This is a genomic window from Cellulomonas sp. APG4 (genome assembly GCF_009996735.1).
GTDB lineage: Bacteria > Actinomycetota > Actinomycetes > Actinomycetales > Cellulomonadaceae > Actinotalea.
On the sequence record NZ_JAACYI010000044.1, the window covers coordinates 1 to 6,395 of the forward strand.

General features: G+C 71.6%; 2 protein-coding genes. One reads left to right on the forward strand and one right to left on the reverse strand.

Going from position 1 to position 6,395, the window contains the following annotated elements; translation table 11 throughout:
* On the reverse strand, nt 1-346 hold a 346-nt coding region (locus GXB85_RS17695), incomplete at its 3' end, for a hypothetical protein (protein WP_161918985.1).
* Between the two features lie 357 nt (nt 347-703).
* On the opposite strand from GXB85_RS17695, the gene GXB85_RS17700 reads away from it, so the two are divergent.
* Nucleotides 704-6,395 (forward strand): DNRLRE domain-containing protein (locus GXB85_RS17700; RefSeq protein ID WP_161918986.1); only part of this gene is annotated, 5,692 nt, incomplete at its 3' end.

Here is a 6,395-nt window from a genome sequence, read left to right on the forward strand (position 1 = left end):
TCGCGGGCCCGTCATCACCGCCGGTGGTCTGCGACGTCCGCCGGCGCCCGGCCGGGTCCAGCGCGTAGGTCGCGCTCACCCCACCCTGGGACAACGACGCCGCAGCATCGGTGTCGAAGTACCCCACCACCAGGTCACCACCGGCCACACCCGCCGGGGTGTCGGCCCCGGGGACCAGCAGCTGACGACCCAACGCGTCATAGGAGTACTCACCCGCGACATCGGACCGCGCACGCACCCGGTCCGCCCCGTCGTACTGCCACCCACGCGTGGCCGACTCCAGCACCTGACCGGCGCAGTCGACCTCACGCACCTGCACCGCATGCGAGAGACGATTGCCGTTCACGTCGAACGTGTACTGCCCCGTCCGGCACACCCCACCCGAGGAGTCCTCCACCCCCACCAGGCGCGCAGCCGCATCGAACGCGAACCGCTGGGCGCGAGACCCCCCGCTGCGCTCATCGGGTGATCTCTCCGCAAGTCCCACCCGTCACAGGATCCGTGACTGTACGTTCTGCTCACCGCGGCTCTCGGGCCTGCTGGGGCCGGGCTCGCAGGGAGCGTCCGGTGGCTGGTGGGCGGTGCGTGGACGCGCCCTCACCTGAGCAGGGGATGAGCGGCCGTGGGTGTGCTCCAGACGTGCGTGGGTGTGCCGGGTTCTTGGCGGCGGCGGACCGCTGTGGTCGCCGGTGCCGTCGGGGTGATGGTTGGTGTGACGGGCTTCGCGCCGGTCGCGCCTTCGGCGGTCGATCGAGCAGTCGCAGAGCCCGAGGTCGAGACGCAGCCCGAAGAGCTGACCGCTCCTGACGGGTTCTCCGCGTCGGCCAATGCGCGCTCCTCTGGCAGGCGTGTCGAGGACCTCTCCCAGCGCACCGAGACGCAGTCCGTCTACGCGATGCCGGACGGGACGTGGCAGGCCGCGATGGCGACGGGCCCGGTGTGGGTGAGGCTCGGCGGTGACGGCACGGCTCCCGAGGACTGGGCCCAGGCCGATGCGACCCTCGGTGGCGCTCCGGGGGGGCGGCTCGCACCGGTCGCACACGTCGCAGACATGACTCTCTCCGGTGGCGAGCGGGCCGGGTCTGACGGCGTGAGCGTGGTCGCCGAGGTCACCGACCCCACGACGGGGATTGCGACCGAGCTGACCTGGCCGGGCGACCTCCCCGACCCGGAGGTCGCCGGACCTCGCGCCACGTACCGCGACGTCGAGCCCGGCATCGACATGGTGCTCGAGGTGACAGGCACGGGCGTCGAGCAGTTCTTCGTCCTCCGCGCGCGGCCTTCGTCCGCCGAGGCGACGGCCCTGGAGCTGCCGATCGGCCTCGCGAGCAAGACCGGGGCAGCGGAGCAGACCGAGGACGGCGGCGTCCGGATCCTCGCGCCCGACGAGACGGAGGCCGTGAGCGTCGCGGCCCCGATGATGTGGGACGCGACGCACGATGCCCAGCTCGCCGCGCCCATCGCGGAGGACTGGACGCCCAGCGGCCTGGGCCTCTGGGCGAACGAACCCGTGGGTGCCGACCTGGCGGGGACCGTGAGCCAGCAGGACGACGTCGCGCAGGGGCCGGGGCGCAGCGAGCTGGTCCCCACCGAGGTGAGCACCGACGGCGGTCAGGCCGACCTCGTGATGACGCCGGGCGACTTCCTCACCGACCCGTCCACCACGTACCCGGTGGTGGTGGACCCGTCGGTCAACCTGACGGTTTCGTTCGACACCTTCGTCGCCTCGGACATCTCGGCGGACAACTCGACCGGTGTCGACCTGCGTATCGGTACGTACAACGGTGGCGCGTCGAAGAACCGTTCGTTCCTCAACATCTCGACGGGCGCGATCCAGGGGCGCCAGGTCCTTTCTGCGGAGCTGCGACTGTGGCAGTACCACTCCTGGTCGTGCACGGCGCGCGAGTGGCAGGTCTGGGAGGCCGGCAACGCGTCGACTGCCACGCGCTGGGGCTCGCAGCCGTCGTGGAAGAAGAAGTGGTACTCCGTCACCGACACGCGCGGCTACTCCTCGTCGTGTGCTGACGGCTGGTCGGCCGTCAACATCACCGGGCTCGCCCGCTTCTGGGCAGACCACAGCGCGACGTCGCACGGCATCGGCCTGCGCGCAGCCTCGGAGACCGACAACTACGGCTGGAAGCGGTTCAACTCCGGCAACGCGTCGAGCGCGAAGCCGACCGTGGTCGTGAGCTACAACTCCTACCCCTCGACGCCTCGCACGTCGTCGTACGGGGCCGGGCAGTGGGCCTGGTACCCGAGCAGCACAGCGACCGACAAGGTGCTGTACGTCAAGACGGTCCGCCCGAACATGCAGGCGGTGGTGGCAGACCCGGACGGCGGCAACGTGCGCGCCCTGTTCGACGTCATCCCCAGCGGCACCAGCACGCCGGTGTGGAACAAGGTGATGGGGGCCAGGGTCACCTCGGGCTCCGTCTCGTTCATGACCGCGAACACGTCGATCGCGGCACTGACGGACGGCAAGACCTACACAGCCCGCTCGTGGGCCTCGGACGATTCCCTGACCTCGCTGGCCTCGCAGTCCATGGGCTCGTTCGTGGTCGACGTGTCGGCGCCCGCGATGCCGACCGTGACGTCGACGGCCTACGCGACCGGACAGTGGTACGACCCGGCACCCGCCAGCAACACGTTCACCTTCAGCTCCTCGGCTGACGTGGTGCGGTACGAGTACAGCCTCGACGGCGGCGCGTGGAAGTCGCTCGCTGCCTCGGGGACGCCGCCTAAGGCCACGCTGTCCTGGGCGCCCAAGACGGGTTCCCACCGCCTCGAGGTGCGGGCCGTGGACAAGGCTGGCTGGGTGTCGTCCACCCGGGCCTTCACCTTCGGGACGGGGGGCCCGCGGCTCACGTCGCCGGCTGCGGAGCTGAAGTCCACCGACGTCTTCACGGTCACGGCCTCCGCCCCTGCGCCGTCCACCGGGACGGTGACGCCCACGGTGTACTGGCGCGCGTCGGGTGGGGCCGAGCCCGCCAACTTCGACGACGTCAAGGGTTCGACGACGGGGTGGACGGCCGCGACGACCCTGCCCGCGGTGCAGGTGGGGGGATCGACGGCGGTCAGCTACCGGTGGTCGGCCGCGGCCGCGGCGGCGAGCCTGGGCAAGGAGCGGGTGCCGCTCATGCTCGATGTGCAGGTCTGCTACGCCTACTCCTCACCCGCCTCGACCCGGTGCACCTGGACCGCATCGGACGGTCAGGCGACCGTGGTGCGGGTGCCGCACGCCTTCGGCGACAGCTTCCCAGTCGCCGAGGCCGGCCCGGGTCAGGTCGCGCTGTGGACGGGCGAGTTCAACACGAGCACCACTGATGTCTCGGTGCCCGGGTACGTGGGTGACCTGTCCGTCTCGCGTGTGTACTCCTCACTCGCCGGCACCGAGGAGTCCGTCTTCGGGCCGGGGTGGCGCGCATCGTTCGACGGCACGGACATCGGCGTTGCCGGCTGGGAGGTCGTGGACAACACGACGGTCGACGGCACCCTCGCGCTCGTCGACGAGGAGGGCTCGGCACTGCTCTACCGGCAGCCGGGCACGGGCCGCGTCCACCTGAAGACCGGCACGTACACCCCGGCCGACGCGATCACGGCCGAGGCGGGAGCGCGTCTGAACGTCACAGGTAGCGGGGCCGGGACGGTGGTCACGTTCACCGAGGACGACGGCACGGTGACCCGCTTCAGCCCGATCGCTTACCAGGCCGGTCAACCCACGGAGTTCGCGCCGACGGCCGTGGTGGAGCCCGGCGCCGCGGGCCAGACGACCTTCACGCGCGACGCCCAGGGGCGCATCACCCGGATCCTGGCACCCGTCCCGCCGGGCGTGACCTGCCCGTCGACGGGTGCGCTGGTGCCGGGGTGCCGGGCGATCCACGTGACCTACGCGACGACCACCACGGCGGGCACCAACTCGGGCGACATCGCAGGGCAGGTCAGCCGGATCGAGTACGAGGCCTTCGACCCGCAGCGCGCGGGCGGCGCGGGCATGGCTCGTGTGTCCGTCGCCGAGTACCGCTACCACTCGACGAAGCGGCTCTACCAGGTGACGGACCCGCGTACCGGACTCGCCGTGACGTACCACTACTCCGGCACGTCGTCGTCGGGGCAGCCGCTGCTCACCGGGGTGACGCCCTCGGGGCAGGCGCGCTTCACGCTCGCCTACGGCACGGCGCCGGTGGACGCGAAGGCGCTCGTGACGGTGGACCGGGCTGCGGCTGAGTCGGGTGGGCCAGCCGTGCGGCTCGCGAGGTTCGTCTACGGCATCGACCCGTCGGCGCAGCCCGCGGCGCTGCCGTCGTTCGCGCAGGCCTCCACCTGGGGTCAGGAGCAGGTCCCGGCCTACGGAGCCGCAGTGTTCGGGGCCGACCGTCCCGGCGTCGCGGGATCGGCGCCAGGGTCGGTGACCTCCGCCGACTGGCCGTACGCGGACCTCCAGTACACCGACGACCAGGGGCGCGTCGTCAACACGGCGGCCTTCGGTGCCGGCGCGTGGCAGCTCACCTCGACCCGGTACGACACCGCGGGGCGTGTGACGCACGAGCTGGACCAAGGCGCGATCGCCCAGCTCCGTGCACTCGACGGCCCGGCCGACGCCGCGACCATCAACTCCTACGCGACCATCACCCGCTACAACGCGGACGTCACGGCCAAGGAGACCATCACGCACGACGGCGGCTCGATCGCCCAAGGTGCGGTGCTGACCCCGGCGGGCACGCTCGTGACGGACGTGTGGAGCCCCGCCCGGGAGGTGACACGTCCCGACGGGTCCGTGGACCTCGTGCGCACGCACACGCACACCACGTACGACGAGAACGCGCCCAACGACGGCGTGAACCCGCGGACCGGGCTCGCGTTCCGGCTGCCGACGACGGTCACGGTGACGGAGGCCGATCCGCTCTCCGGGTCTGCAGATCCGGAGGTGCCGGTCGCCGAGGGCGAGCCTGTCGTGGCGGTCTCCTCGAGCGGGTACTCGCCGATCGACACCGCCGGCGAGCTGGATCCGACGTCGGGCTGGATGCTCGGAGCGGCCACCAGGACGACCACGGGCAGTGGTGGCGACGCGATCACCAGCACGACGCGCTACGACGCCGACGGTCGGGTGGTCGAGTCGCGCCAGCCGTCCTCAGCCGACGGCGGAGACCCGGCAACGACGTACACGGCCTACTACACCGCCGGCGCCCAGGCCGACGAGAACGCGGTGTGCGGCAACGCACCCCAGTGGGCAGGGCTCACGTGCCGCACGTGGCACGGCGTCGACCCGGGCCACCCGGACGTCCTGCTCCCGGACGAGCGCACCGCGGAGTACTCGATGTACCTCGCGGCGTCGGTGCGGACCGAGACGCTCGGTGATGTGGTCCGCACGAGCACCACTGAGTTCGACGCTGCGGGGCGCGTGGTCGCGAGCCACACCCAGCTCGTGGGGCTCGAGGGATCGACCCCGGTGCCGGCCACGCGCACGGAGTACGACCCGGCCACGGGTCAGGTGACCGCGACGGTCTCCGTCGGACCTGATGGGGCCGAGGCGGGTCGCATCTCCACGGCCTACGACCTGTGGGGCCGGCAGGTGACCTACACGGACACCGACGGTCAGGTGACGACGACGGCGTTCGACGCGGCTGGGCGGGTCGCCCAGGTCACCGATCCCACGGGCACGGTGAGCTACACCTACGACGGTGCCGGTGAGCGGCGTGGTCTGGTGACGTCGCAGACGATGTCGGGTGCGGGGACGTTCACCGCGTCGTATGACGCGGCGGGCAACATCGTGTCGCAGTCGTTGCCGGGTGGCCTGACACAGACGGCGACGTTCGGCCGGGCCGGGGAGGAGTCGGCCCTGGCGTATCAGGGTCTGGTCGAGGGTGAGCCGGTCGAGCTGGTGGGCTGGTCACTGGGCCGTGATGCACAGGGCCGGATCGTCTCGGTCGAGGGTCCGGCGCCCGACGGCGGGTCTCGCGCCCAGCAGTTCGCGTTCGACGCGGCCGCGCGCCTGGTGGGGGTGCGGGACTCCTCGGGTGGGGTGTGTCGCACGGGGCAGTACACGTTCGATGTGAACGGGAATCGTCTCTCGCATGCGGTGCAGGTGCGTGAGGTCGACTGCGCCGGTCAGGTGCTGGAGTCGGCCTCGCGCGCGTGGGAGTACGACGGGGCGGACCGGGTGCTTGCGCGGTCCGATGTCGCGGGTGAGTACTCCTATGACGCGTTGGGTCGTCAGCTGCTGGTCCCCGGGGCCGACACCCTGGCGGGTGTGGCCGGTGGTGACCTGGTGGTGGGGTACTTCGACACCGATGCGGCGGCGTCGTTGTCCCAGGGTGGGGTGAGCACGACCTACGCGCTGGACCCGGCCGGGCGCCGGCGGACGTCGCAGACCACCGGTGGTGATGGTGGGCCGGTGG